Here is a 24448-nt window from a genome sequence, read left to right on the forward strand (position 1 = left end):
GTCCGGCATTGGCCTGAAGCTCTTCGACACGCGCGGCCTCTCCGACGTGAAATCGTACTCCATCGCCTGAGAAATGCCAGCCGTCCCTCGGTCTTGCCGGACACGGTTGATGCGGATTCTCCTCCTCACGGCCAAGCTTATTGCCGGGAACTTCAAGGAGCCGAGAGCTCTGCTCGATCGAAATCCTCGTGGAGTTAGCGCCGCTCTCTCGGCGCAGAACTCCGGGCACGTCCGGCCGTTCCGATAACGGTCGGCTATCAACTCCATGGCGAGAGATGGCTTTCCTTTCAACCGACCTGAACTCAATCTGCGACCAATCGTCCTCGATATCGACCGAAGTCGGCGTTTCGTTGAACGATCGCAGGCCAGGAGGTGCGTCGATCGCTTCACGGCGCGCCGCTAGGGTGACCACAGTTAGATCGGCTGGTTCCGGCTCACTCTTCGACCAGTCGCCGGAAAATCGCGCGAGGGCGCCATCACGTTCCTAATCTCACAACGAGGCACAGAGTATTTGAGAAAAGCGCAGACCGTGCTTCGCTCTGCCAAGCCATGACGGACCAACTGATTGCGACTCAGCTTAAGGCTCGCGCCGACAACTACCAACATCGAGCCAAGAAGGCTTCACCGAATCCGCACGGGATTGTTCGATCCGCTGCTACTACGAGTGAAATACGAGAGCCCAACGAGTAGCGCCGGGGCAGCGGCCCGGCGGTAGCTACGTTGGGCTTGCCAACGTCTGTCCCCTCTGCACCTGGGCGTCTGGCGCAACGCGTGGCGGTCCAATTGACGATAAATAACCTTCCGCTGGTGGGCGGCTTGACCGCAACCGCTGCGATACCCGCCGGCATCCGAAACAGTGATCAGCCTGGCCGACGCGAACGTCGCGGCGGCGAGGAACATGGACAATAGACGTCATCTCTGCCGCCCCGCGCGAGGCGCAATCGTCGGCGTTCTCGATCTGCCGTTTCGAGTGGTCGCGCGGGTGTCCCGTCTTGATCGCGCATCGCAGTCAGCGCGACTCACTCCGCCGCGGCTGCGGCTGTCCGGGGCGGCTTGCCCTCGTTCTTGCCTTCCGCGAGGTTGCGCACCACCACGTAGAAGATCGGCGTGAAGATCAGGCCGAACAGCGTGACGCCGAGCATGCCGAAGAACACGGCAACGCCGACCGCCTGGCGCATTTCCGAGCCCGAGCCGGTCGACACCACCAGCGGCAGCACCCCGAGGATGAACGCAAAGGACGTCATCAGGATCGGCCGCAGCCGCAACCGACAGGCCTCAATAACAGCCTCCAGCCGCGGCCTGCCCTCGATCTCGATGTCGCGAGCGAACTCGACGATCAGGATAGCATTCTTTGCCGCCAACCCCACCAGCACCACGAAACCGATCTGGGTTAGGATATTGACATCCTGTCCCATGATCCGCACACCGATGGTGGCGGCCAACAGACACATCGGCACGATTAGGATCACCGCGAACGGCAGGGTCCAGCTGCCATATTGCGCCGCCAGCACCAGATAGACGAACAGCACACAGATCGGAAACACGTAGAGGCCGGCATTGCCACCCGTCACCTGCTGATAAGACAGATCGGTCCATTCCAAGGAAAAGCCACTCGGCAACATTTCGTCGGCCAGTTGTTTCATGGCATTGAGCGCGGTCGTCGAGCTAACGCCGGCTGCCGGCTCACCCTGCACCTCGGACGCCGAGTATAGATTGTAGCGCGCGACACGATCGGGCCCCGAGACGTCCTTGAAGTCCACGACGCTACCGAGCATCACCATGTCGCCGGCCGCATTGCGGGTACGCAGCCGCGCGAGATCGGAAGTCTCCTTGCGGAATGGAAGATCTGCCTGGGCAGTGACGTGATAGGTACGTCCGAACAGGTTGAAGTCGTTGACATACGTCGAGCCGAAGTAAGTCTCGATCGTATCGGTAATGTTAGCAATGGGGACGCCGAGCTTCTGCGCCTTGATATGGTCGATATCGACGAACATCTGCGGCGTGTTCGCCGTGAACGGCGAGAAAACAGAGGTCAGATCTGGCGACTTCCGCGCGGCGGCGACGAGCTCGTTGGTCGCGGCTGCGAGCAATTCGGGACCGCGTCCTTGTCGATCCTGGATGCGGATGGCAAAGCCGCCGCCGGTGCCGATGCCGGGCACGGCCGGCGGCGGAATGACGATGATGAAGGCGCCTTGAATCGCTAACAGCCGTTTGCGCAGCTCGGCCGTGATGGCATTAGCGGTAAGGCCTTTCTTGAACCGCGCCTCAGGCGCGTCGAACACCGGGAATAACGCCGCGGCGTTGCCGGCCTGCGTGCGCGTCGCGCCGGAAAAGCCGCTGAACGCTCCGACACGGACGATACCCGGCGTATCCAGCGCAACCCGCTCGATCTCGCGCACCACCGCAGCGGTTCGCGCGAGCGACGCGGCACCCGGCAACTGCACCGAGATTATGAGGTAACCGCGATCCTGCGCCGGTATGAAGCCCTGCGAGGTAGTCTCGAGCAGCCAGCCGGCGCTGCCGATCAATGCGACATAGAGCAACAGCATTGGCGTCGAATGCCAGATTACGAAGGATGCCGCAGCCGCATAGCCATTCGACAGCCAGTCGAACACACGGTTGAAGACACCAGTGAAAACTGACCAGCCGCGCGCGACTACGTTCCAACGCGCCGCCGACCGCTTCTCCTCATGCGGGACCAGGATCTGCGAGGCCAGCGCTGGTGACAGCGTCAGCGAGCAGAAGCAGGAGATCGCGGTCGCGACTGCGATAGTGACAGCGAACTGCTGGAAGAACTGTCCGGAAATGCCACCGAGGAAAGCGGTCGGCACGAACACCGCGCAGAGTACCAGCGCGATCGAGACCAGCGCGCCGCCAACCTCCTCCATGGTCTTGAGCGCCGCCTCGCGCCGGCTCATGCCGTGCTGGAGATGTCGCTCGACGTTCTCGACCACCACGATGGCGTCGTCGACCACGATGCCGACCGCGAGCACGAGGCCGAACAGCGTCAGATTGTTGATAGAGAATCCGAGCGCCGCCATCACGGCGAAGGTCCCTACCAGCGACACGGGGATCGCGATGATCGGGATCATCGCAGGCCGCCAGCCCTGCAGGAATACCAGCACCACAATGACGACGAGCGCCATCGCCTCGTAGACCGACTTGATCAGCTCGTGGACTGACTGGGCGATGAATTCGGTGGGGTTGTAACCGATATTGTAGTCGAGCCCCTTCGGAAAACTCTCCTTCAGCTTCGCCATGGTGGTGGAGATCGCCTTCGCTGTGGCGAGCGCATTCGATCCGGGCCGTTGCGTCACCACCATTGCAACGGCCGACTTGCGCAATATGCGGCTGCTGGTCGCATAGGACAGCGCACCGAGTTCGACGCGGGCGACGTCGCGCAGACGTACGGTACGGCCGTCGGAACCGGCCTTCACCACGATGTCCTCGAATTGCCTGATATCTTTGAGGCGTCCTGTGAAGGTGAGGTTCGGTTGAAATGCGCGATCGGCGATCGGCGGCTCCGCGATCTGTCCGCCGGTGATCTGCAGGTTTTGCGCGCGGATCGCCGCCAGTACCTCGGTCGAGGTCAGGCCGAGATTGGCGATCCTGTCGGGATTGAGCCACAACCGCATCGAGTAGTCGCGCGCGCCGAACATCTGGATGTCACCGACGCCGTCGAGCCGCAGCAGCTGGTCGCGTACCTGCAGCAGCGTGTAATTGGAGATGTAGAGCTGGTCGAAACTCTCGTCGGGCGACAGCACGAAGACGGCCATCAATATATCAGGTGAATTCTTGCGCGTGACGACGCCGTTGCGTTGCACCTCATCTGGCAGCCGCGGTTGCGCGATCGCGACGCGATTCTGCACCAGCACCTGGGCCTTGTCGAGATCGGTGCCGAGCTTGAAGGTGACCGTAATAGTGAGCTGGCCGTTCGAGGTCGCTTGGCTGTAGAGATACAGCATGTCCTCGACGCCGTTGATCTCCTGCTCGATTGGAGCTGCAACGGTGTCGGACACGGTCTGCGCCGAGGCGCCCGGATATTGTGTGGTCACCGTGACGGTCGGCGGCACCGCCTGCGGATATTCCGACACCGGCAAAGTCTGGTAGGCGATCGTGCCGACGATCACAAGCACGATCGACAGGACCATGGCTAAGATGGGTCGGTTGATGGAAAGCTTTCCGAGATTCATGGCTTGACACTCGCCGGAGCCTTGTCACCTGCCGGCGCCTGCGCCATTTTCGGTGCCACCTTGGCTCCGACGCGGGCACGCTGCAGCCCGTCGACGATGACGTGATCCTCCGGCTTGAGGCCCTCGCGAATCACACGCAGCCCTTCATCGAGCGGCCCGAGCACCACCGGCCTTGCCTCTACCGTGTTGTCCGCCCTGACCACGAACACGAACTTGCGGGACTGGTCGGTTGCAATAGCGGCGTCCGGGATCAGCAGCGCCTCGTAGGGCGACGAGCCGATGATCCTGACGCGGCCAAACTGCCCCGGCAGGATCGAGAGATCCTTGTTTGGGACGATCGCGCGGCTTCGCAGCGTAGCGGTCGAGATGTCCAGTCGATTGTCGAGAAAGTCCATCTTCCCATCATGCGATGGCTTTGTCTCGCCGGTCAGCGTCACCTGCACCGGGTTTGACGTATCGCGCGAGCTCGGTCGCTTGCCTTCGAACCACAGCTTGCTGTTGCGCTGATAGGTAGCCTCGTCCACGTCGAAATAGATGTAGATCGGATCGATTGACACGATCGAGGTCAGCAGCGTCGCGCTGCTCTCGCTGCCCTGCACCAAATTGCCTGGGGTCACCAGATGGCGGCTCACGCGGCCGGTGATCGGAGCCAGTACGTGCGTAAATTCGACGTTGAGCTGCGCGGCCTTCAGCGTACCCTCGGCTTGCGTTTCGGCGGCATGAGCCGCCTGCAAGGCCTGACGGCGCTGATCGACGACTTGTTCAGAAACAGCACTGGTCTGAACCAGAGTCAACCCACGGTCGAGTTCGCGCTTGGCAAGCTCCGCCTTGGCGCGCGCATCTGCAAGTTGCCCCTCCGCCTGCAGCGCCACCGCATCGAACGGTCGCGGGTCAACAGTGTAAAGCAGATCGCCTGCATGGACGATCGCACCATCCTTGAACTCGACGCTGTTGATAAAGCCGCCGACGCGAGCGCGGACCTGAACCTCCTCGATCGCCTCGAAGCGGCCGGTGAATTCATCCCAGTCGGTGACCGTTCGTTTCACCGGTTGCGCGACTGTCACCGACGGTGGCGCGGGCGCCTGCGATTGCGCGTTCACGTCGCAGCCGGCGAGCGACAGCGCGAACAGCAGACCGATCGGCGCGCCGCGGCATCGAAAGCGATGGTACGAACTGCGCATCGGAGCCGGATGGTCCGCTACCGCTAAAGTCTCGCCGGATTGCAGTGTCAGCGTGCCCATGGCGCGAGAATTTCGATTACATCGTTGCTTTGCATATCGATCCACTCTCAATCTTCTCTTGGTGTTCCGCGTGCCGATAGCGAAACCGCAAGTTTCGGCTCGACCATGCTTTGGAGAGTGACCTTGCAACCCCGGCGACGGAAATCACCTCTCGCCATGGAGTCGATAAACGGCCGCTATTGCCGCTCGCTGCGCGAGCGTGATGCCGTAGCGAGGAATACCACAGGCCGAATGGCACTCGAAGCCACGACGTTTTTTACTCGGCAGAGGCTTCCGGGCCGCGTTCAGTCCCCGGCATCGATGCCGTCGCGGAGGTGCGTAGAGAGCTCCAAGCGAAGCGCGTACGAGGACTTCGACGCTGACTTCGCGGAATATTCCTGGCGGTTATGGACATGATAGCTTTACCTGAATGGTCGCCGGATTTACTTGCTGAACGCACTGGCCGGAGCAGACGCAGCGCCGGAATCTCGCACGAACGCCAAGAGTTATTTGGCGCTGCCGCTGGCGTACACACTCGTCGAATCCGGTGGATCAGTCATTCGAACGATCGGGACCTAATCATGACCAAGATCCGCGAAGTTGTCGTCGCAAGCGACCCCACCAATCATGGCGCGCTGGTTGGCCATATCGGCGAATCTCGGTTTCCTGTCGGCGGCCCAGATGGCGTCGGCCACATTTCTCCTGGACCCAATCCTTACGACCTTCTCAGCGTGTCTCTTGCCGCATGCACCGCTATGAGCGTTCGTTTTCAGGCTCGGCGCCGGAAACTACCGCTGGAGCGGCTGGAGGTCGGCGTCAGCTTCCACCACGGCGCCCAGGGCGAAAGAGATTCGTTCGAGCGCACCCTCGTGCTGGAAGGAGAACTCGACGCGCAGCAGCGCGCATTCTTGCTGGAAGCCGCAAACCTCTGTCCCGTAGGCCAAATTCTCGGCATTAGCGCGGATATTACCACCCACCTGGACGTTACAACTTCCGGCCACAACGAAAGCCCTAAGGCCATTTACGAGGATGATCTGGCGCTACTCACTATCCCGAATATCACTCCGGATTGAGCGTCTCTCGTGCCGTCGATCACTGCACCAGGGTATCACAGCCTATCATACCTGCAGGGCCTCCAGTTCGGCGAACCCGCGACGCCCCCGCGGGGCATTCGCTCCGCGGCTCACCGCTGACGCGCTTTTGGCCTTTCGCGCCGATGGCATCGATTCCATAGCCACGGGTCATTGGACCATCGATTTTCACGATCGTACTTTTGCTCGTTTGCAAGAGAGCTCGAAGTTGACGACACACCACACACAGGGAGGTGGATGATGAAGGCAATCGTCGTAACGGACCAGGCTGCAGGAACTGCCGGGATGAGGCTCGTGGAGCGGCCCGAGCCGCAGGCTGCGATCAACGACGTCGTCGTTCAGGTTCATGCATCGGGATTCGTCGGGACTGAATTGGCGTGGCCCTCGACCTGGACCGACCGCCTCGATCGTGACCGAACACCGTCGATCCCCGGGCACGAGCTGGCCGGAGTGGTCACCGCTCTCGGCTACGGCACGAGGGGGTTGTCGGTGGGACAGCGGGTGTTCGGCCTTACGGACTGGACTCGCGATGGCACCTTGGCGGAGTATGTGGCCGTCGAGGCACGCAACCTCGCGCCGCTGCCGGGCGACGTCGACTTCACGGTGGGCGCGAGCCTGCCGATCTCGGGCCTGACCGCGTGGCAGGGACTGTTCGAGCATGGCCGCCTTCAGGCCGGGCAGAGCGTCCTCGCTCACGGCGCGGCCGGCGCGGTCGGGTCGATGGTGACGCAACTCGCACGACTGGCCGGCGCCTACGTCATTGGCACCGGACGTGCCGCCGATCGTCAGAAGGCGCTCGACTTCGGCGCGCAGGAGTTCGTCGACCTTGAGAATGACGCTCTGGAAGACGTCGGCTCAGTCGATCTGGTATTCGATCTCATCGGCGGCGACATCGGGAAGCGGTCCGCTGGCGTGATCCGGCCCGGAGGAACACTGGTGTCCATCGTCGGGCCGATCGAGGCGCGGCCCGCCTACGGCCTGGCGGTCGACTTCGTTGTCGAGTCCGATCGTGGCCAACTGGGTGAGATCGTCCGACGGGTGCGCGACGGACGGCTGCGGACGAACATCGGCAACATCGCGCCCCTCGACGATGCCGTCGCTGCTTTCAATTCGACCAAGCGGATCAACGGGAAGACGATCATCCGCGTTCGTCCGTGAACGACACGCGTCTTCGATGCACGCGGCCGGCTGCGTCCTATCAGACGCGCCGGGGACAACCTCGGAAACTACCAATGGCCCGGGCATGAGATGTCGGACGGGCTCCATCGCTGCAACATTTCCAGCAAAGAGAGCGAAAGCACGCTCGTACCTCAACCTATTAGTTCACCCACAGGAATCACCATGACTAACGGAATCACCAAGACCAACGCCGTGATCGAATGTATCCTGAGCCGCAGCTCCACCAAGTACTACGACCCGACCGCCACCTTGAGCGACGAACAAATCCGCGAGCTGGTGCGAATCGGCACCACCGCGCCGACATCCTTCCACTTGCAGAACTGGCGCTTCATCGCCGTACGCACGCCGGAAGCCAAAGCTCGGTTGAGTCCGATCGCTTGGAGTCAGCCCGCGATCACCGAAGCGGCCGTTACCTTCATCGTCTGCGGCCAGTTGGCCGATTCCAGCGTGGTACCAGCGCGTCTGGCACCGCTGGTGGAAGCGGGCATCATGCCAGCAAAGATGGTGCCGGAATGGGAAATCCCCGCACGCGATCTGTACATGGAGTACCCGCAGCGCCAGCGCGACGAGGCAGTACGCACTGGCACCTTCGGCGCTGCGGCGATGATCTATGCGGCCCGCTCGCTAGGCCTGGGTTCGACACCGATGATCGGTTTCGATGCCGAAGCGGTGCACCGCGAGTTCGGACTGACCAAGGACGAAGTACCGGTCATGCTGTTGTCCGTAGGGGCCGTGCGTCCGGGAAACTGGCCGCAGAAGCCGCGCCGGCCGGTGGCTGATGTGTTGAATCTCGTTTGATTATTAGTGAAACCAGCAACCTACAGAGAATGTGATGCCAAGGATTGCAGCTCTAAAGCCGGAACAGGTGCCGGCCGATTCGAAACCGACCCTCGATATGTTCGCCAAGAACATCGGGTTCACCCCGAATATGATGGCGACTTTCGCGACAAGCCCGATCGCGTTCAACGCATGGGCCGCCCTGCTCGGCTCCTTGAGCAAGGCGCTCGACGTGAAGACGCGTGACAGCATCGGCCTCGCTGTCTCCGAAGTGAATGGCTGCGACTACTGCCTGACGGTTCACAGCTTTACGGCCGATCATATGGCCAAGCTGCCCTCCAACGAAATCATTCTCGCTCGGAAGGGCCATGCCAGCGACCCGAAGCGGGACGCCGCCATCCAGTTTGCGCGCAAAGTCATCGAGACCCGCGGCAAGGTCAGTGACGGCGATCTGAAAGCCGTCCGCGATGCCGGCTACACGGATGCGAACGTCATAGAGATCGTCGCGCTGGTGGCCATGTACTCCTTGACGAACTTTTTCAATAACGTGTTCGATCCCGAGAAGGACTTTCCCGCCGTTGCGCCGGCGGGCTCGATCTGAAACTCTCTCCGGTCGCATTGACCATCTCCGAGGGTGCTTGGAGCTTCTGTCTGAGGCGAGCGTAGCGCCAGAGCCCGGATGCACCAGGAAGGATTCTTGGGAACGCGTCTGGGCTTTTGGTGTGAGATCATCTTCAACCCCTGCCAGACGACCTATCGAGTCGAACGGTCCGAACTCGGGTTGTGTCGGCGCGAACTCATAGCATGGAAAGGAACGAGAAATGGCAGTCGCGACATGGAACGGAACAGTGATAGCGGAATCGGAGAAGACCGTTGTTGTCGAAGGCAACCACTACTTCCCGCCCGAGTCCGTCAATACGCAGTATCTTAAGCCGAGCACAACGACCAGCCGGTGTCCATGGAAGGGCCTTGCAAATTACTATTCGCTAATCGTCGATGACAAAATTAATGAAGATGCAGCATGGTATTACGCCAAGCCCTCTGATGCAGCAGCGGCCATCAAAGGCTACATCGCATTCTGGAACGGCGTGGATGTTAGGTAATCGCCTGACCGCGTCATCACCCGACTTTCCGCCTAAATATGATGCAGCGGATAATCCGCTAACGACGTCTCGGGCAAATGCATTTTCAACGGGGGCGATGCTGTTATTTCCGTGAAGCATATTTTCCGCTTTTCGGCGACACGGCGGATGACGACCGCGGGAAACTCGCGGCCGATATCATCGCCGTGGATTCTTTTCTGGCGCAGCGAGTATGTTATTTGACGGGCGTCGTCAGCGGGTTGTCATTGGTGTCGAGGACGAAGACAGCGAGCAGCTTTGCCGGCTCTGTCTTGCTCGCGTTGCGGCTGATCGAATGGGTCGCGCCCGGCGGTTCCGACCAGCTCTCACCTGCCCGATAAATGCGCGTCTCGCCGTCATTCACCTTCGACTCGATCGCGCCCGATATCACGTAGGCGTAGATGAAAGCCGACTTCGCGTGGGTGTGGGACGGAGAGGCGGCGCCCGGCGCGTAATTTACTTCGAGAGAGATCAGTGACTTGCCGGGAATATTGGGAATAGCCGCCTCGAAGTTCTTCGTGACGGATTGTGCTTCGCTATCAAGGGCGCTGGCTATCATGAAGACGCAGGCGGCGCAGGTGGTGGCGATAATGGTTCGGATCTTCATGGACTTTCTCCTTCTGGTTATAGGTTGATCTTCATTGTTTCCTCGGCCTGCTGATTACGGACACCGGACGGGTCAGTCTCGCGGGTCGAAATCGACATGGGGCCCCGGCTCGATAATGAACACCGCGAGCGTTGCGAGAACGCAGGCGACGGCGGCGACAGCCATCGCCAAGCGGAATCCCGAGAACAGCTGAGGACCGTCCTGCTGCAGGACGCCGCCGAGCAAGGCGATGGCGAAGAGCGACCCGGCGCGCGAGACCGCGCTGTTGACGCCAGACGCGGTTCCGACGCGATCGGACTCGACGGAGGTGAGGACGAGGGTCGTCAACGGCGCGATCGCAAGGCATGCCCAGCGCCAGCAACAGGATGCTGAGGAAGATGTCCGCCCAATAGGCCGCGTTCGGACCTATACGGAGCGCTATGGCGCATCCCAAGGCGACGATGGCGCTGCTGACGAACACGAGGCAGCCGCCCAGGCTCGACGCTGCGAGCACCTTGGTGCTGCCCTGCGCGCCGACGGCCTTAGGCTCGGTGAGCGCCAGGTTGTGGTCGGTCAGGATCAGGGACACGCTGCTCACGACCTAATCCGTCAGGTTAAGTCGCGCGATTCGCGGCGCGAGCTCATTGGCCAGTAGCCCGAAACCGAGCCGCCGCGTCCGTTCGCGGACCACTCCTCGCAACATCATTGCAGCCAATCAGGGTATTGCGCTGGCCAACGCGTGAAAATCGGATAATCAAATGTCACTTCCTTCCTCCGGGATGAGGAGGCCGATCTGCATGGCCGAATCTTCCGCAACGCGACGTTGATCACGAAGATGACAGGATCACTCGCCCTCCCCCAAGTTCATTACGGACGAACGCGGATGATCGTCTTCCCGCTGATCCGCTTGGTCGAATTGAAAGCAGCGACGGCATCGTCGAGGGGCGCGATGTTGCCGATGTTCGTCCGCAGCCGTCCGTCGCGTACCCGCTGGACGATCTCACCCAGTTGGGCGCGATCGGACTCGACAACAAAGTCGATCGCCAGGCCGTCGGCGAGCCGCGCCTCGGTCGGCCCGGCGATGGTCACCAGTGTTCCGCCGGGCCGGATCACGCCAGCGGACCGCTTCGCGATGTCGCCGCCGATAACATCGAACACCAGATCGACTCCACCAACGTCTTCGAGGACGTCGTTCTCGAGGTCGACGAATTCCTGCGCGCCGAAGTCGAGCGCCTTCTGACGATCGGCGGCACGTCCGGTGCCAATGACGTAGGCGCCGGCCAGTCGTGCGAGTTGCGTCACCATCGACCCGACCGCGCCGGCCGCGCCATGCACGAGGACACTCTGCCCTGCCTGAAGGCGGCCATGCTCGAACAGTCCCTGCCACGCGGTCAGGCCCGGCATCGCCACGCTCGCACCCACCGTGAAGTCGACGTCGCCCGGCAGCGGCGCGAGGTTGCGTGCCTCGACGGCCACATACTCCGCCAGCGTACCGCCGCGATACGAGTCCGAAAGGCCGAACACGCGCCGTCCCACCGACAACCCCGTCGTGCCGTAGCCGAGAGCAGTGACCACTCCTGCCAGCTCTTGTCCGGGAATCGACGGTGTTCGGTCACGGTCGAGACGATCGGTCCACGTCGAGGGCCACGACAGCTCACCCGAGGTGAACCCCGACGCATGAACCCGAACGACGACGTCGTTGATCGCGGCCTGCGGCTCGGGCCGCTCTACGAGCCTCATCCCGGCGGTTCCCGCAGCCGGGTCCGTTACGACGATCGCCTTCATGCGAATTGTCTCCTCGGTTACTTGTCTCTTTGTTGGATATGTTCCAGCGATAAAGGCCCGCTCGACATCTCCTGCCAGCGATCATGGGTAGCTTCCGAAAGCGAAAGTGAAAGAGCGCTTTGCCATTGGAGCATCATAGTAAAGAGTCGACGGTCCATCGATTCGAGCCGGCGAGACCCAGAAACAGAGCGCAGCACATCGCAGCGAATACCGAGTAGTCGAATGGCGACTTGATCCCAAACGAGATCGCCATGGCTGAACCGAACAGGAAGAGCAAGCCCGCGCCGCCGAAAGCCGCCCACCGCAGCGCGAGGCCGAGTACCAGCGTAACGCCAAACAGGAACTCCAGCACCGTCGCGGCCGTACCGAGAAAGGGCATCATCCATGCTGGTGCGAACGCATTTACCTTGGCCGCGTAATCCAAAAATCGCTCGAATGTCCCCCAGGAAACTCCGCGCTCGCCTGGATTGCCGTAGAACCCAAGCCGGTCGCTGACCGACAAAAGGAACGAGACCCCCAGTGCCGCGCGGCTTCCCAGCGAAAGAAAATCGAGGGCAAGAGAAGCTCGTTGGTCCGCGGATTTCAGCTTGAGGATAGGTTGGCTACGCGAAGCGCGCAGGACGCTGCGAAGCGTTTCGGTTGTTGCCATCATAGCGCAATCCTACGGGTGGGTGGGCGCAGGAACCTTGAGGATCGGTACTTTGAGCGCGCCGTTGCCGACATTGTCGGCAGTGATGGTGCCAATCACAAGCAATCTTGCCAGGGCGACGCTCAAGACAGCGGCGATCCTCGTGACACTGTTCCCTGTGTTGGTGAACCGGTAGCATTCGTCGGCGATTTCATTTGTCCAGCAGCGGATAGAATTGGGTCCAGACGTCGTCCTTCTTAGCGCTCGTCATGTGACAGAACGCGCATTCGGACTTTGGCTGTCGGCGCCTTCGCCTCGTGATGATTGAAGTTGTAGTAACCCCAGCCTCCGGTGCCGGCGTAACGCTTGCTGTTCTTGACCGTCACGTCCGCACCGTTCAGCTTTCCGGGGAAGAAGCCCCGCCCGGAAGCCTCGGTGCGAGATCCATCCGGGTGCTCGGCTAGGAACGTCAGCTGTAGTTCCTTGAAGAAGATCGTTTCCTCTGGGAATTCACCTGTCGTCTTGTACATCTCGTATGAGCCTGGTTCGATATAGACGTTGTGAAACTCAGGAGAATTGGCCTTCCCGCCGTTGAGCGCATTGGGAGCGAGAGGTGAGCCGACGAACACCCACTCATTGAAATTCTTCGGTAGGATCAAGTCGCCCGACGCGGTATATTCGGGGAGATAGCGCTTCCTCGTCGGCGCGCTGTTATTGCATTCAGACTGCGCGAATACGGCGGTTACGGCAACTGCGCTGGAAACCGCTCCAGCGATCATCAGGGTGCGGCGCCTACCTTTTTTCGCCACGACCATATTTTTCTCCCTACGCATTGATTGATATCCGTTGAGGCCGCCCTGGGCGTTGCTCGATGAGATCTGCGACAGGGTATCCATCATCGCGGCGCGGGACGAAATTTCCCAATAGCCGACATGTATAGTTTCCATAACAGCGAGGAATGCTGCTGCGACGGTCCTCTCTGCTACTCGTAAATCAAGGCAAGTCGCGCATGCCGTGGCGGCACCACGCCGCACGGCGAGGCATAACAATCGTCTATCGACTCTATGGCGAGATGTGATTTCCCTCGCCGGGGGTTCGACCGCCACAGTGTGTGGCCGCTGTCAGAAGCAGCTACAACTCAAATCGAGACTGCGAATGACCACTCCTACAAGCCAGAGACGACCAGCTTGTCGCCGAGAGGCGCAGCCGTTTGTGGAGCAGTGCGGCCGCGGCGTTATCGATGCACAACCCCGCCCGCGAGAACTCGGCCGGGAAGCACCGAATCGGCGGGGCATGGTGCTGATGGCCTGCGTGCTCGCGTCCTCAATGGCGTTCATCGATGCGACCGCGCTGCCCGTTGCAATGCCGAGATTGCGTGCCGATCTCGATGCGGGCCTTGCCTCCGTTCAATGGGTACTCAACGGCTATATGTTGGCGCCGGCCTCGCTGACATTGATCGGTGGCGCCCTCGCCGATGTTTATGGAAAGGGGCGTATGCTCGCGCTCGGCTGCTTCCTGTTCGGTCTGGCGTCCGCGGCTTGCGCGCTGGCGCCTTCTCCCGCCTGGCTGATCGCTGCCCGCGTCGTGCAAGGCGCGGCAGCAGCGATCGTCACCCCCGCCAGCCTCGCCCTGATCGGGGCCACCTATCCGCGCGCAGAGCGGAATCGGGCGATCGGCATATGGGCCGCGGCATCGGCGCTTACTACCGCCGGAGGTCCTGTCTTGGGCGGCTGGCTGACCGAGACCTTTGGCTGGCCATCCGTGTTCTGGATCAACCCGCCGATCGCGGTCGTAGCAGTAGGAATTGTGCTGGTCTTCGCGCCTAAAGATGACCGCATCCGGCGCAGGTTCGACGTGATTGGCCGCGATCCTTCGCTTCGGCACTCGGGGCGCTCGCCTGGACGCTCAGCCAAATCGGCCCGGGTGAAGCTCAGGCCGCGGCGAACACACCGGCTCAAATGGGAACGGTGCTCACGATCGTCGCTGGGCTCGGCATTGTTGGTCTCGCCGCCTATGCGTTCTGGGAGAGCAGAAGCAAACACCCGATGACGCCACCTCGCTTGGTGGAGAACCGCGCCTTCCTCGGGCTGAACGTCGCGACACTGATGATCTATGGGCCGGTTTCGATCATGTTCTTTCTGCTCCCCTTCGATCTCGTCGACCGCCGCGGTCTGCCGGCGACCGATGCCGGTTTGGCGTTCCTGCCTTTCGCGCTCGGTGTCGGACTCCTGTCGGGCGTGTTCGGCGGCTTGGCGGACAAGTCCGGGGCGCGGGCCATGCTCATCGCGGGGCCTGCAGGTGCAGCGCTTGCTTATGTTTGGATGGCGCTCGGTCAGGACGCATCCCTGATGCTCGGCGTGATCGGGCCCATGACGTTACTTGGCCTGTCCTTCGCCATGCTCGTGGCCCCGCTCACCGCGTCCGTCCTAACGAGCGTTGACCATACGGACGAAGGGCTTGCCTCCGGCATCAACAATGCAGCGAGCCGGATTGCGCAGCTCGCCGGCGTGGCACTGGCCGCCGGTGTCGCGTCTTTCGAGACTGGCTTCGGAGTGGGTCTCGCCCTAGCCGCCGTGACCTCGATCGGTGGCGCCTTTGCAGCTGCCGTAACCCCAACTCCGGCCGCAGCGAAAGCGGGCGGCCCGGGAGGAGCTTAGAATGACAGATTACGTTCTGATCCATGGCGCGTTCCACGGCAGTTGGTGCTGGACTCGCGTGCGCAGCCTCCTGGCCTCAAAAGGCCATCGAGTGTTCACGCCGACGTTGACCGGTCTCGGAGAACGGTCGCATCTCTTGAGCCGTGAGGTCAGCCTCAGCACCCACATCGCGGATGTCGCCAACCTCATGGCATGGGAAGAGCTGCGCGACATCGTCTTGGTCGGACATTCCTACGGTGGATTTATCGTGCGCCACGTCGCCGACCGTATGTCGAACCGGATCCGCTCGTTGATCTATCTCGATGCCTTTGTACCAGACAACGGAAAGGCTCTTTTCGACTACGTACCCGACAAGGGCAAAAAATTCCGAGAACTCGCCGCAGCGCACGGCGATGGCTGGAAGCTACCGCCGCCTCCGGCATCGCTCATGGCGGTGAACGCGGCAGACGCCGATTGGGTTGACCGACAGTGCACGATGCAGCCATTGTCTACTTTTGAAGCGCCGGCGCAGATCAGCAGCGCTTGTGACGCGATTCCAAACGTCGGATACATCCGAGCGGGGGGCTATGCCAGCCCTAATTTCGACGGCTTTTATGCTCTCGCGGGAGAACGCCGCTGGTGGCGAGAGGAGTTTGCATGCGGGCACGATGTGATGCTCGACATGCCAAACGAGCTGACGGCCTTGTTGCTGCAGCAGAGGTAGAGAGAGGCCGTATTCGGTCCCATTCTAGCGGCTCATAACAAGGCACACATTTCGCTGTGAGCTATTGGGTGTGCTGGGGTTCCGGACTTGACCGTTATCTGAACCGACGAGCGCTGCTGGTAGCGGCCCCCATCAGAGCGAAGGCCATTGCGGCGACCATACAAGAGATCGCGCCACGGTCTCCGCCCAAGCCGAAGATCAGCGAGACCAGCGCGGAACCAAGTGACCATCCGATGTAGCGAGCCGCGGCATTCATCCCACTTGCGGCCCCGCTACGCCCTACCGGGCCAGCCGTCATCATCGCCGTGTTGTTAGGGGTCTGAAAAAGACCAAAGCCGATACCGCAAAGAGCCAGTCGCCAAGCGACATCCCACTTTGCCGGAGCTGTCGGCAAGAAGACCATCAGGAGCAAACCGACCGCCAACAACGTCAAACCAACACTGCAGATCACCGAGGCTGGGTGGCGGATCGTCAAGCGGCCGGCGATCGGAGCCGTGACGGCAGTCATTAACGGCCAGGGTGTCACAAGAAAGCCTGTTTCCACGGCCGACAGATGCATGCTCGTCTCAAATAAGAACGGCAAGGAGACATAAGCCAGAATTTGTGCTGCATAGGAGCAGACGGACGTCCACACCGATAGGGTAAACAGAGGTATACGGAAAAGATCGAATGGCAACATTGGCATAGGGTGCTGGAGCTGTTGTCGAACGAAGAGGCCAAGACAGAAAAGACCTGCTACGATCTCACCCGTCGCAATGGGACCATCGCCGGTACCCAGCGTGCCGACACCGACGACGAAAAGCCCGAACGCCAGCGCATTGAGAGCGGTCCCGGTCAGATCGAGAGAGCGCGCAACCCGCAGGTCTGGTGGTGCAGCCGCAATAAACAGCGGTACGGCGAGGCCGAATGGCACATTCACCAGAAACAACCAGGGCCATTTTGCCACGGCAAGTATTGCCGCCGCGATGGTGGGGCCCAATGCTCCAGGTATCGCCACGGCTAATGCGACCAACGCGAGGCCCTTACTGACCATGCGGTGCGGATAGACCACGCGTACAAATGCAACGCCCGCCACAGCAACCCCGGCCGCTCCAGCACCTTGAATCAAGCGCGCACTCACCAGTATCGGCAAAGTCGGAGCGAAAGCGCAGCCCACCGACGCGAGAATAAAAATAGCCAGACCGGCGGCATAAACGCGCTTCAGACCGAGCGATTCGGCCAGACTTGCAACGGGCAATAAGCAGATCGTTGCCGAAAGTTGATAGGCATTCACGACCCAAACGGCCGCCGCGTCACTACTCGCGAATGAACGCGAGATGTTTGGCAAGGCGATGTTCACGATCGCACTTCCGAGGGAACTTAGGCCAAGTCCAAGCAAGATGCAGAGCATTACCCAGCGGCGCTTCGACGCCGTTAAACATTTGACGCCGCCCATCAGGATCCAATCTCCGCCGCGAACCTTGGACGGCCGACTTTGCGTATACTCTCAGTAACGGATTCGTAGACTGATAATCGAAGAACGGCTGTGTTGACCATAGCGGCACACCATTACTCCCTCATCAGAACAGGCATGTGGGCCGATCTCACCTCGGCACAGCGGCCCTGGCAACCATTGTGAGGCAGGAGGCGTTTCGCCTCAGTTTGGTAACGTCATACAGACTTTGCCGATCTGCCCCGTGTGCTCTTTTGAAGAAATTCTATCAGACTCGCGCCCAGCCGCAGTGCTGATGGGCAAAACCGATCTGAGCATGGACCGTCGTCACGGCTTGGCGCAGGTGATCCTCAAGCTTGTCGATATCGATCTCGCCGCGCGCTATGAGGCCAATTTCCTCTGCTCTCGGCAACAGCGTGCGGAAGGTTTCCGCGGCCCATGAATAAAGAGGCGAATCGGGGCCGCCGCCGACCGGCGTCTCCGAAAATACGCGAGGCAACTCCACCCCTGCATTATAGAAATGCTCCACCATCCGCGCTCCGGCATCAGGGCACGTAACGACCGAGCGAAACGTCCTGTTGATCAGGTCGGAGGTATCCTCCCATAGCGCGACCAGGGGAAAGGACCACCACGTCCCGAGGAGGAATACCTCATGAAAGGCGACTGCGCCGCCTGGCCGGACGTGAGTGGCCGCTGCGCGGATCAGTGCGACCGGGTTGCTCTGGTGGACCAAGACATAGCGACCGATGGCCAGATCGCAGTTTCTGGAGCCAATCATTTCGGATGCATCGCCTTCCATGAACTCAATATTGGTGTGACCACCGGCGCGCGCGCGATCGCGCGCTATGGCGATCGCGGCCGCGTTGCGGTCTATCCCAACGACCGCCCCGGCCGGCCCGACCATTTCCGCTGCGAGCATTGCCACGTCGCCAGCTCCGCAACCGAGATCGACGACGCGCATGCCCTTTGCAAGCCCGATCTCGCGCAGCAGGCGCGTCGTGATCGGGCGGAGATTGTCCGCCTGCAGTATCAGCCTCCGAAGTTCCCGGTTCGAATGCCCCAAGATATAGCTTTGCATCAAAGCGGCCTCCTCGTGTTGCCACGCTCCCGAGCGTGCTGTATCGCCATACGACAGTGGATCGAGGCGCACGAACGGACCCGCAATCCGTTTCGCTCTGCGGCGCCGCGATGACCTCTCGCGATTCGCCCCACTATCGGCGTCCCGTAAGCTTGTTCTCTGTCTCGACGCCTGACGCGCGCCGCCCACCGCGACTGCCTCTCACGAGTAGTCACCGCCGCTTTGCTGACTGAGCTCGCCGAGGTAGTCGCCCTTCCCGATCTTCGCTCCGAGATGCCGAAGGATCGCGTGCGCAATCGAGATGTGGAAGAAGAAGTCGGGCAGCACCAGCTGCCGGATATAGTCGTCGCCGCCGAACCAGCCGCGCACGATAGGCGGTCTCAGCTCATATGTGTGGGACTGCGCCCCTGCGATCTCATCCGGCCGCACATTTTGCAGGAAGCCGCGCGTCTTGAGGAGCCGCCCCTTCAATGCCGAGAACGTCATGAGGGTACTGTGGGGTTCTGGCGCATCGCGCTGCATCAGCTTCGCCATGTGTGCCTCGATCTTGTTGCAGCTGACGGAAAACTGTTCTCCAAAACTCAGCATGTCGGGCGCAAGCCGCTCGCCAAGGATCGTCTCATGCTCAATTTCCATGGATCGCGCGAGCGCCTGGGCGTGGTGGAGATAGTCGCCCATAACGTTGAGTCCGTGCACCATCACGGGGACCGTGATATCATAGACAGAGAAGCTCATATCAAACCCCATACCGTCTGCACGTCGGTCGTATCCGAACGGTAGAATAACCGAAGCGAATGTTCATGGGCTCTCCTTTGCTGCTCGCGCGCGACACGACGCGGTAACGCCCTGTGCTCGGCGGGCCCAGGCAAACCCAGGATCCGACGCAGCCGGCAGAATTAGAAATTCCCTTTGGACATGTATTTGATAGGCGCGAGGAATCGTCGCGCGCCCGTACCCAATCGGTCCGCAATCATCCGTCGAGAGTTGCGCCTTAGGATGACACTAGTAAACCGATTACTCTTTCCCGGTCGCGTCACAGCGGTTCGAACGGCATGCGCCGGCTCGATTCGTACCTTAGGCCGGACAGCTCTTTTCCACGCGAGCGCCTTCGACCTCCCAGTGGGAGACGCGAGCGCACTGTCGCCGAGGGGCATCTCAAATCGGTTCATTGCCCGATTCGCCCGGATTTCGCTTTTCACCTCCCGCGTCCGTCGCTAAGGACGTGGAAGCGACCTGACGCAGCGAGGCTAGAATTTGCGCCGGCTCCTCCCGTATCGTGAAGTCCGGCTCTACGAATGCGCTGCGGATCCGGCCTTCCGCGTCGATCACGTATGTCGCGGGAATAGGTAACATCCACTCCGGTGACCCGTGCCGCGCGCCGAAATCGAACCCTCTCCCGGAATAATGCGCTTTGATCTCGTCAGGCACCCTAAACAGCACGCCAAACGATATTGCAACGCCGTAGTCGACGTCGGAGAGCACCTTCAGGTCCAAACCCAGGCTGCGCTTGAGCTGCCGCGGGAAGTCTCTCGTCTCGGGCGTCACGACCACGAGTGTCGCGCCGACGCTCTCAAATTCGTCCTTCGCCGCCTGGAGGGCGCACAGCTCAGCGGTGCAGAACGGACACCAGCCGCCTCGGAAGAAACTCAGGACCAGGGGGCCGTTGCGGCGCAGCTGTTCCGATGAGTGGAGACGGCCGTCGGCGTCCGGCAGGAGGAAGTCCGGCGCCTCGTCTCCGACCTTCAAGGCATGCGATGCCACGTCGGCATTGCGGAGCCAGCGTAGAAGGTGGTTGTATGACTCCCAGTCCGCTGCGTTGAACGTCGTCAACAGCTCAGTACGAATCCGGGCAAGTGTCTTGTCGGTCTGATATAGCATCGATTGGCGTTCACTATGCTGAGGAGCGATTAGGTGGAAGCGGTTGGGCCGTAGGCGCGCGCTTCGCGCTTATGCCGACGCTCTCGACACCGAAGGGACGGCCGCTTGCAGCGCGCCACGAGCGGGTGCGTCGACCGACCAGTCGCGAAGCCGCGCGATCTTGACAAAAGCGTCCAGCGCCGGCGAGTAGCGGCGCCCCTGCACAGCCAGCAGCCGCACCTCCCGGGAGACCAGGTCGCCTGCGAGGGGGATGGTCTTGAGCGTCGGGAGGCGCGGCATGTGCTCGGGTGCGAGTATCACGCCGAAGCCAGCGGCGGCCATGTGTTGCAGGTGTAAGTCGTGACCGCTGCAGTGGCCGAATTGGGCCGGTTTGTCGGGGAAATAAGATTGCTGGATTTTCGGGGCGACATCGCAGTCGGTGCGTTCCAGCAAAACTGTCTCGCGGAAGTCGTCGATGTCAAGCGAGGGACGATTTGCGAGCCGGTGTGCTGGCGCGAGAAGCGCGACGTAGCGCTCCTCGAACAGCGGCCAGTCATCGATGCGGGCGGGCACATCATGCACATCCCCGACCATCGCGGCGTTGATCTCGCCCTCAAGCAAGAGGTCGACGAGCCTCTTCGCCGCTCCCTCGCGCAACTCCACGTGAAGTCCAGGGACGAACTTTGCGATCTCAGCAATTGGATCGAGGACGAGCGAGGACGAGATGGATGGAGCAAGGCCAATCTTTAATGGTGCGACGTCCTTGCGTTGGAACTCCTGGGCCCGGCGACGCACCGCCTCTGCCGAGACAAGTGTACGCTCCAGCATCGGCAGGACTTCCTTTCCAAGATCGGTGAGTTGAGTGAGCTGGCGTTCGCGGTAAATCAGCTGGCCACCGAGTTCCTGCTCGAGCTTCTGTACCCCCTTGGTCAAAGCGGGCTGCGTGACATTGCACTGCTCGGCTGCGCGGGTAAAGTTGAGGGTGGACGCAACGGCGAGGAAGTAGCGAACTTGATGAAGCTCCATGAGTTGTTAGTTCTCCGTCAACGTGCGGCTTTCGATAGTGATAAACCTTCGCAATCGGCGACGTGCCGGGCACGCAGCGATCTTGGGGTGTAGATGCATCTTGCATGCCCACGATGGAACGGTCGGCTAATTAATTTGGACGCGCGGACACAATTCCAGGAGCTTCTGCGAGCCGGGCAATTGGACGCCGCTCCTGCGCGCATTGCTCCGCCGCCGTCTGCGTCCGGGTAGTACTGAGGGGCCTCAAGGGTCGTATTCCCGTAGTCGCGTACGATGCGCACTCTTCGGATTCTTGCCCTGTCATTCGGCGCGGATATGTCCTCGAACGCCAGATGGCGCATACGGGGGTTCGAGACTTAAGGGATCCAGCCGTCGCGGATCAGGCTCTTGTAGCGGATGTTGTTGACGAAACCCTCGACCTGCTCCACATCGGTGCCCAGCGCTTCGGTGTTGTCGAGCTAGTCATCCAGTTCTCTTGCTTGGGAACGACTTCGACAATCACTGGAAACATCATATCTCTCACTCTAGGAAGACTTCGGCGTAATCAATTCCATATCGAAGCGGGCCCACCACGCGACGCATCCACCCACGACGGATGCTGCGCCCTGCATGGGCGAGGCACGACCGGAGCGCAGGATTCCGCGCGTCCAATCGGCAGACATAACACTATCAAGTCGATAGTCGAGAATTATGATAGCATCTAAGTGCCTAAAGCGATCATCGTCAGCCGGAGCGGTCGCGGCGGGTTACCCGACAGGTCCGGCGCGAAGGCGGTCAAGACGAACGTATCGGATGACCGAAAGCTCATCATTCGTTCAGGGCAGCGGATATGTATGAACTTGGTCGTGCGGCGTTGTAGCGAGCAATTATTCGGACGAGAGTGCGCCCAAATTCGCGCTATGAACCGGAGATCGGCGGGGTAACCTTCCGCGTTGGCGAGTGCAGGCTTGGTGAGCGGTATTTTCGTGCTTGCGTCGCCGGGGGCGAACACGTACGTTCATCCGCATTTTCGGTTCACCACCGCTCGACGAGGTGCTCAAGCGCCGACATCCGAACCGCGCGAAGTGACTCGATCAATTCGATTGTTCACGACAGGCGGCGAAGGACAACGTTCAAGATGGCGCGCCTCCGCAGCGTCGCTAGTTACCTCGCTTCGTAGCTGGATTGGAAGTCCCGTGAGCGCGTTTGCCCTTCCATATACTCTGCCTCCTTACCTTCACTCCGCGATAGTCACTGATCGCGGTGAATTTTGGATCAAGGGGTGCACGGGGTATCTGGACCGACAAGACTGCTCCGGACACCTGTATCGCCGACACGCGGGAGACGAAGGCGCACCAGGGTGCCGGCGCCTCGCTCACTCTCTATATAGATCGCGCCGCCCCGCTTTTCGGCGAAGCGCCGAACCTGGGGCAGTCCGACGCCGCTGCCCCCGAGAGCCGCCTTTGTCGTGAAGTACGGAAGGAAGGCCCGCAACAGGATCTCCTCAGGCATGCCCTCCCCTTCGTCGGCGACCACAATCTCAACGAACCCGCCGTCTGCGCTTTCGGAAAGATCAGCATTTCGTGCCAAGACTGTGATCGTTCCGCCGCTCAACATAGCGTCGTCCGCGTTACGGCAGAGATTCAGGAGTGCGAAATACAGCTCTTCCGGGTCGGCACTGAAGGTCCATAGGTCAGGAGCGATCTCGGTACGGACACTGATGTCAGGACGTAACGCCAAGTCAAGTGTACCCGCGATCGCCGCGAGGCGACTGCCCGTGACAAAGCCGTCGACGGGCTTGCCGCATGGTAGCGGAGTTTTGAGGAGCTGATTGGTCAATAACGAGCCTCGCGCAATCGCCTCCTGCATTTTGCCAACGATCACCTTTCGACATGCGGCGTCATCCCGAGTCTCGAGTAGTCGCAGGCCGCTGCCGATCACGGTGAGAAGGTTTTTGATGTCGTGGACGGCGGACTGCGCCACGCCCCCGGTCGACCACCCCTCCTCCGAACCGGGAGACAAGGCCACACGTCGCATGCCGGCGCGCGGGGCGGTCCGGCACAGGACCCCGGAGATCTCGCCGTCCCGCCCAACGACCGGAATCTCCACGCGTCTGGTTGCGATGACGCCATTGCTGTTATCGCTGATGTTCCGCATCTTCTCGCTGAATGGGCCCTGTACCCCAAGCGCAACGACGCCGCGGTCCGCGAGCGCCATTACTTCCCGCGACGGACTGCTCTCGATCGCCCCAGGAAACGAAGCGTCGGAAGAAGATTTAATCTGCATTTGAGGGACTCCTTGCGATCGTTCAATAGGACGCCAAACTTCGCCTATACGCCGCGGGCGACGCCATTCGAACATTGGGTTTGAGAGAGCAAAACATAAAATCACCTCTTGCCATGGAGTTGATAGCCGTCCGTTATCAGCACGCCACGGCGCGAGGGCGGCGCTTCCGCTGTGCTGAATCGCTCCCGGGGATGGCGCAGAAGTGTTCACGGACTTCCTCAGGGTCGGCGTGGATCATGTGCAGCTACTGACATCATAGTGTTACGAGGCAATTCTTTCCCGACAGCATATTGAACGACATTTTGGAGAAGTCACTGGAACCGGTGAGCGACCACGCATACTCTTTGTGCTATTTCTCCGTGGACATTCGTAAAATCCATGCAGCGAACAGCGCGGCGCGGCCGGGGAACGGCGTCTTCTTCAATGGTGCTTTCGTTCTTATGAGTCCTGCTGCACGAATCCGGGCAAACCTTCAACCTCGCGCTTTCGGCGTGTCGACACCGTTGCTCTGCCGATCCGGGCGTCGCGCAGCTGGATTGGGTTCGGGAGCGGCCGTTGTAGAAGTTCCCGGTCGCGATCACGGCCCCGCGGAGAAACTCTTTATCGCCGGGGCCGTCATCATCTAAGCGCATCCTCATCGTTCGGACAACCTTCAACCCGGTCGGCGCGATGAGGGCTCAGCCCTAGCCGGTAATAGAATGGAGCGGGGCTCGAGCGTCGAGAAGAAACTGGAGAGCAGCCGGGCCGGAGGCCAATATGGCGCTGAACAGCGCGATCTCGGGCAATCATAGACCGTACGGCCGGCGCGAGGTATGCCGAGCTTGCTGCTTGGCATGGTTCGCATTGTGGT

At 60.9% G+C, this 24448-nt stretch carries 22 protein-coding genes; 9 read left to right on the plus strand and 13 right to left on the minus strand.

Going from position 1 to position 24448, the window contains the following annotated elements; translation table 11 throughout:
* Positions 1 to 1019: 1019 nt before the first annotated feature.
* A complete protein-coding gene (locus tag EDE08_RS32720; protein WP_131873458.1) occupies positions 1020 to 4193 on the minus strand; it encodes an efflux RND transporter permease subunit in 3174 nt (1057 codons plus the stop codon).
* On the minus strand, positions 4190 to 5374 hold the full coding sequence (locus EDE08_RS32725) for an efflux RND transporter periplasmic adaptor subunit (protein WP_131873577.1): 1185 nt from the start codon (positions 5372 to 5374) through the stop codon (positions 4190 to 4192). Before EDE08_RS32725 ends, EDE08_RS32720 begins: the two co-directional genes overlap by 4 nt.
* A 620-nt stretch (positions 5375 to 5994) precedes the next feature.
* Between EDE08_RS32725 and EDE08_RS32730 the strand changes: the two genes are divergently transcribed.
* The 5 genes from EDE08_RS32730 to EDE08_RS32750 all read left to right on the plus strand — a co-directional run bounded on the left by EDE08_RS32730 (position 5995) and on the right by EDE08_RS32750 (position 9563).
* Positions 5995 to 6486, plus strand: a complete 492-nt coding sequence (locus EDE08_RS32730) for an OsmC family protein (RefSeq protein ID WP_165936304.1) — start codon at positions 5995 to 5997, stop codon at positions 6484 to 6486.
* Positions 6487 to 6744: 258 nt separating this feature from the next.
* Positions 6745 to 7662 (plus strand): NADP-dependent oxidoreductase, encoded by a 918-nt coding sequence (locus EDE08_RS32735; RefSeq protein WP_131873575.1) that lies wholly within the window; start codon positions 6745 to 6747, stop codon positions 7660 to 7662.
* Between the two features lie 183 nt (positions 7663 to 7845).
* Positions 7846 to 8481 carry a nitroreductase family protein gene (locus EDE08_RS32740; RefSeq protein WP_131873454.1) on the plus strand — a complete coding sequence of 212 codons (636 nt, stop codon included), beginning with the start codon at positions 7846 to 7848 and terminating at the stop codon, positions 8479 to 8481.
* Between the two features lie 34 nt (positions 8482 to 8515).
* Positions 8516 to 9061, plus strand: coding sequence for a carboxymuconolactone decarboxylase family protein (locus EDE08_RS32745; protein WP_131873452.1), 546 nt, complete (start codon positions 8516 to 8518; stop codon positions 9059 to 9061).
* A 220-nt stretch (positions 9062 to 9281) separates the two neighbouring features.
* Positions 9282 to 9563, plus strand: a complete 282-nt coding sequence (locus tag EDE08_RS32750) for a DUF427 domain-containing protein (RefSeq protein WP_131873450.1) — start codon at positions 9282 to 9284, stop codon at positions 9561 to 9563.
* Positions 9564 to 9777: 214 nt separating this feature from the next.
* Here EDE08_RS32750 and EDE08_RS32755 read toward each other — a convergent pair whose 3' ends face one another.
* Positions 9778 to 10188 (minus strand): cupin domain-containing protein, encoded by a 411-nt coding sequence (locus tag EDE08_RS32755; protein ID WP_131873448.1) that lies wholly within the window; start codon positions 10186 to 10188, stop codon positions 9778 to 9780.
* 72 nt (positions 10189 to 10260) lie between these two features.
* Positions 10261 to 10515 carry a hypothetical protein gene (locus EDE08_RS32760; RefSeq protein WP_131873447.1) on the minus strand — a complete coding sequence of 85 codons (255 nt, stop codon included), beginning with the start codon at positions 10513 to 10515 and terminating at the stop codon, positions 10261 to 10263.
* Positions 10516 to 10607: 92 nt separating this feature from the next.
* On the opposite strand from EDE08_RS32760, the gene EDE08_RS38695 reads away from it, so the two are divergent.
* Positions 10608 to 10772 carry a hypothetical protein gene (locus EDE08_RS38695; RefSeq protein ID WP_165936305.1) on the plus strand — a complete coding sequence of 55 codons (165 nt, stop codon included), beginning with the start codon at positions 10608 to 10610 and terminating at the stop codon, positions 10770 to 10772.
* A 262-nt stretch (positions 10773 to 11034) separates the two neighbouring features.
* Here EDE08_RS38695 and EDE08_RS32765 read toward each other — a convergent pair whose 3' ends face one another.
* The 3 genes from EDE08_RS32765 to EDE08_RS32775 form a co-directional block, all read right to left on the minus strand.
* On the minus strand, positions 11035 to 11952 hold the full coding sequence (locus EDE08_RS32765) for an NADP-dependent oxidoreductase (protein WP_131873445.1): 918 nt from the start codon (positions 11950 to 11952) through the stop codon (positions 11035 to 11037).
* A 133-nt stretch (positions 11953 to 12085) separates the two neighbouring features.
* Positions 12086 to 12604 (minus strand): hypothetical protein, encoded by a 519-nt coding sequence (locus EDE08_RS32770; protein WP_131873443.1) that lies wholly within the window; start codon positions 12602 to 12604, stop codon positions 12086 to 12088.
* A gap of 233 nt (positions 12605 to 12837) precedes the next feature.
* Positions 12838 to 13479, minus strand: a complete 642-nt coding sequence (locus tag EDE08_RS32775) for a cytochrome P460 family protein (RefSeq protein WP_245524951.1) — start codon at positions 13477 to 13479, stop codon at positions 12838 to 12840.
* Between the two features lie 394 nt (positions 13480 to 13873).
* Here EDE08_RS32775 and EDE08_RS39260 point away from each other — a divergent pair, with 394 nt between their 5' ends.
* The 3 genes from EDE08_RS39260 to EDE08_RS32785 are packed head-to-tail and all read left to right on the plus strand — an operon-like array spanning position 13874 to position 15940.
* Entirely contained in the window at positions 13874 to 14629 is a 756-nt protein-coding gene (locus EDE08_RS39260) for an MFS transporter (RefSeq protein ID WP_245524952.1), read from the plus strand.
* Positions 14539 to 15237, plus strand: coding sequence for an MFS transporter (locus tag EDE08_RS39265; protein ID WP_349627709.1), 699 nt, complete (start codon positions 14539 to 14541; stop codon positions 15235 to 15237). Before EDE08_RS39260 ends, EDE08_RS39265 begins: the two co-directional genes overlap by 91 nt.
* A gap of 1 nt (position 15238) precedes the next feature.
* Positions 15239 to 15940, plus strand: a complete 702-nt coding sequence (locus EDE08_RS32785) for an alpha/beta fold hydrolase (RefSeq protein WP_131873441.1) — start codon at positions 15239 to 15241, stop codon at positions 15938 to 15940.
* A 94-nt stretch (positions 15941 to 16034) separates the two neighbouring features.
* Here EDE08_RS32785 and EDE08_RS32790 read toward each other — a convergent pair whose 3' ends face one another.
* From EDE08_RS32790 to EDE08_RS32820, 6 genes are all read right to left on the minus strand, one after another.
* A complete protein-coding gene (locus EDE08_RS32790) occupies positions 16035 to 17375 on the minus strand; it encodes an MFS transporter (protein WP_131873439.1) in 1341 nt (446 codons plus the stop codon).
* Between the two features lie 265 nt (positions 17376 to 17640).
* On the minus strand, positions 17641 to 18450 hold the full coding sequence (locus EDE08_RS32795) for a class I SAM-dependent methyltransferase (protein WP_131873437.1): 810 nt from the start codon (positions 18448 to 18450) through the stop codon (positions 17641 to 17643).
* 201 nt (positions 18451 to 18651) lie between these two features.
* Positions 18652 to 19185 carry a DUF1993 domain-containing protein gene (locus EDE08_RS32800; RefSeq protein WP_165936306.1) on the minus strand — a complete coding sequence of 178 codons (534 nt, stop codon included), beginning with the start codon at positions 19183 to 19185 and terminating at the stop codon, positions 18652 to 18654.
* Between the two features lie 420 nt (positions 19186 to 19605).
* Positions 19606 to 20328 carry a peroxiredoxin-like family protein gene (locus tag EDE08_RS32805; protein WP_245524955.1) on the minus strand — a complete coding sequence of 241 codons (723 nt, stop codon included), beginning with the start codon at positions 20326 to 20328 and terminating at the stop codon, positions 19606 to 19608.
* Between the two features lie 69 nt (positions 20329 to 20397).
* Positions 20398 to 21333, minus strand: a complete 936-nt coding sequence (locus tag EDE08_RS32810; protein ID WP_131873433.1) for a LysR family transcriptional regulator — start codon at positions 21331 to 21333, stop codon at positions 20398 to 20400.
* A gap of 1254 nt (positions 21334 to 22587) precedes the next feature.
* Positions 22588 to 23598 carry an ATP-binding protein gene (locus EDE08_RS32820; RefSeq protein WP_245524956.1) on the minus strand — a complete coding sequence of 337 codons (1011 nt, stop codon included), beginning with the start codon at positions 23596 to 23598 and terminating at the stop codon, positions 22588 to 22590.
* Positions 23599 to 24448 lie beyond the last annotated feature (850 nt).

Source organism: Bradyrhizobium sp. R2.2-H (assembly GCF_004346455.1).
Taxonomy (GTDB): Bacteria; Pseudomonadota; Alphaproteobacteria; order Rhizobiales; family Xanthobacteraceae; genus Bradyrhizobium; species Bradyrhizobium diversitatis.